Raw genomic sequence first — 2,813 nt, forward strand, 5'->3', positions numbered from 1 at the left:
CCGAGCGCCAGCACCCGATCGGCGGGCAGATGCAGATCCTCGAGCGGGCGGCCGTAGGTCTCCCACCCGTGGTCGCGGTACCACTGCCCGCCGACGAACAGCACCTCGGTCTCGGGAATCTCGTAGCCACAGTCGCGGCACACGAGGTCGTATTCGTATTTCTCACTGACGGGCGTGTGCGTGGTCGACTCGCGGAAATAGACGTTCCGCGACCCACAGTCCCGATCGGCGTGGAACTTCCGCCACCCGTTCGCGAGCGTCCGTCGCGGCGGTTCGAAGACTTCCTTCGACGGCCAGTCCTCGAAACGGTCGTCGTACCGGTTCAACGCGCGGAACGGATCGATCTGTGTCTGTTCACCCATCGGTCTCACCGTCGTTGTACTCGCGGACGAGCTGTCGCGTCGCCGCTCGCAGCGCCGCGGATCGATTTGGAAACGGCCCGTCGTCACCACAGAGGTCGTCCAACTCCTCGAGCACGGGTTCGTCGACGCGAAAGCTCACGCGCTCGGTCGCGGTCGCGGTCGTCTCGCGGTCCTGGTCGGCAGTCTCGCCTATCGCCATGACTACTCCCCTCCCGTGGCGTCGATCGCCACGTCGACGGTCACTGTCTCGGTCCACTCCTCGCCCGACGCGGGGCAGGTGTGTTCGTGGTTCCGGGCGATGCGCTCGCCGATCTCCTGGTTGTCTTCCGCCGAGAGCCCGTCGCCGGCCTCGAGCGACCGGCACAGAATCTCCCCGCAGTGCTCGCACTCGGCGACGACCTCCGCGTCGGCGGCCGACATGACGGCGCTCACGTTTCTTCACCTCCACTGTCCTCGAGTGTCTGACCGACCTGCTCGTCGGCGAAGTGAATCACCGAGTGGTCGGGGAACTCCACCACACAGACCTTCTCGACGGCCAGCGTCTCGCCCTCGAACCCCTCCATGGCGTCGTGGGCGTTCACGATCGGATCGCCACAGACGGGGCAGGGCTCGCCGTCCTCGATCGGGTCTGGTTGCTTGGCTCGCTGTTCGGCCAGCGTCGACAGCAGCTTGGTCGCACCGTAGGGCGTGAGACAGTCCTGCCATTCGTCGCCGAAGATCGACCGCAACTGTTCCCGGTCGCCGTCGGTGACATGGTCGAAGCTGTCGGGTTGGGCGGGAATGCCACCGTCGCCGCCGCCAGCGAACGCGTACGGATGGTCGTCGTCACCCATCGGTCTCACCTCCCGACACGTCGATGTACTGCTCGAGGTCTGCGTCCTGAAGCACGTCGTCGGGCACGTCCGCGGGCGTCGAAGACGCAAGATTGCTGTGAATCGCCGCCCGGAACTGGTTCAGTCGCCCGGACTGGGTGACACACTTGCGACAGGGCTTGAGGTCGTATTTCAACACAGCCTCGGCCGGCGTCTCGGCGTCGACACGGCCCCACAGCGACCCGTCGGGCAGGCGCTGGCCACAGCGTGGGTGATACGCGTACTCGTAGTCCTCGCCGTCACATGCGTCGCGTTCGTGGACCGTCCCCGACGGCGAGGAGACGAACCGACAGTCCTCTGGTTCGACAACCACAGCGCCGTCGGCCAGCGTCTCGGTCCGGCGCTCCGGGCGGTCGGCGTCGCTCATGCGGACTCACCTCGCGTGCGGGCGCTGTCGTGGGCCCCCTCGAGTCGCTGCTCGAGTCGGGCCAGCTTCTCACCGACGCGGCGGTCGACGTCGTCCTCGCCGACGAGCAACGACAGTTGCGCGACCATGATCCGCACGTCCGCGAGTTCGTCGACCACGGCCTCGCGGTCGTCGCCGTACAACGCCTGGATCAACTCGGCACACTCCTCGATCGTTTGCTCGATCTGTGCGTCCTCGCCGTAGGTCTCGAGGGCGTCGACTAGCGTCTCGCGGTCGATGTCGCCGGGTGCGGTCTCGGCGTCGCTCATGCGGACTCACCTCGAGAACGGTCACTATCCGACTGTAGTTGTCGTTGTTGATGGATTCGTTCGACCTTCCCTTTCAGCGATTCCCAGTCTTCGAAGTCGTCAGTTTCCTCGTCAAACGCCCCTGCATCGTTGTAAGTAGTCACAACAATGTGGAGTAAGTCAAATTCGTCACTGGTGAGATTCAACGGAGGTACCTGCTCAGTACCGTCCGCTGACTGTTCACCCATCGCCCTCACCCCGCAGCGTCGCGAGTTGCGTCTCGCCCACGATCGCCACGTCGACCGTCGGATGCCCGACGACCTCGGCGATGACCGTCCGGGGCGTCGGAATCGGATCGAACTCCTCGCGGCTGTGATACCGCACGGGGGCGAGCCCGCGTGGGTCCCGCACGCCTGCCGGCAGCGCCTCGAGCCAGTCGTACTCCTCGTAGGGAATCGCCGAACGCTGCTCGAGTCCGTAGTACCAGGTTGCGTCGCCGTACCGGCAGCGCAGTAGTTCGCCCGGTCGCAGGCGGGCCAGCGGGTCGGCCCCTGCGGTCGGCGTCGGTGCCTCGGTCGCGGTCGTCGGATGCGTGCTCATGTCTCGAATCGCCTCCGACCGACGGGCTCGCGTGTGTGAGCCTGCCGATCTCGTATGTATACGTTACCAGAATAATACGGATAAAGGCAGCGCCGACTATCGGGCGGTTCGGGTAGGCGAGCGGCGTGGTTTTCACTCGAAACGGAGGGGGTCGAAAGGCCTACGACCGATGCGCCCATGGGTGGGCGTATGCCTGCCGATCGCAACCCACTCGAGGAGGGACTTGCGGAGGCCTACCCCGACGCCGTTCGACTCGACTCCCAACCCGAGTGGATCGACGCGCTGGTCGACAGCCACGACGCAATCGAGACGGCGTTCGTCCGCG

General features: G+C 65.7%; 7 protein-coding genes. All 7 read right to left on the bottom strand.

Annotated features, from left to right (window positions below; all coding sequences use genetic code 11):
• On the bottom strand, positions 1–362 hold a 362-nt coding region (locus C446_RS13160), incomplete at its 3' end, for a hypothetical protein (protein WP_006673608.1).
• Positions 355–561 (bottom strand): ribbon-helix-helix domain-containing protein, encoded by a 207-nt coding sequence (locus C446_RS13165; RefSeq protein ID WP_006673609.1) that lies wholly within the window; start codon positions 559–561, stop codon positions 355–357. The genes C446_RS13160 and C446_RS13165, both read right to left, overlap by 8 nt.
• A gap of 2 nt (positions 562–563) precedes the next feature.
• Entirely contained in the window at positions 564–794 is a 231-nt protein-coding gene (locus C446_RS13170) for a hypothetical protein (protein WP_006673610.1), read from the bottom strand.
• On the bottom strand, positions 791–1,195 hold the full coding sequence (locus C446_RS13175) for a hypothetical protein (protein WP_006673611.1): 405 nt from the start codon (positions 1,193–1,195) through the stop codon (positions 791–793). The genes C446_RS13170 and C446_RS13175 overlap by 4 nt, the downstream gene beginning before the upstream one ends.
• On the bottom strand, positions 1,188–1,601 hold the full coding sequence (locus C446_RS13180; RefSeq protein ID WP_006673612.1) for a hypothetical protein: 414 nt from the start codon (positions 1,599–1,601) through the stop codon (positions 1,188–1,190). The genes C446_RS13175 and C446_RS13180 overlap by 8 nt, the downstream gene beginning before the upstream one ends.
• Complete coding sequence (locus C446_RS13185) at positions 1,598–1,909, bottom strand: nucleoside triphosphate pyrophosphohydrolase family protein (protein WP_006673613.1); 312 nt, start codon at positions 1,907–1,909, stop codon at positions 1,598–1,600. Before C446_RS13185 ends, C446_RS13180 begins: the two co-directional genes overlap by 4 nt.
• A gap of 219 nt (positions 1,910–2,128) precedes the next feature.
• Complete coding sequence (locus tag C446_RS13190; protein ID WP_006673615.1) at positions 2,129–2,488, bottom strand: hypothetical protein; 360 nt, start codon at positions 2,486–2,488, stop codon at positions 2,129–2,131.
• Positions 2,489–2,813 lie beyond the last annotated feature (325 nt).

The sequence above is a fragment of the Halobiforma nitratireducens JCM 10879 genome, from assembly GCF_000337895.1.
Lineage (GTDB): Archaea > Halobacteriota > Halobacteria > Halobacteriales > Natrialbaceae > Natronobacterium > Natronobacterium nitratireducens.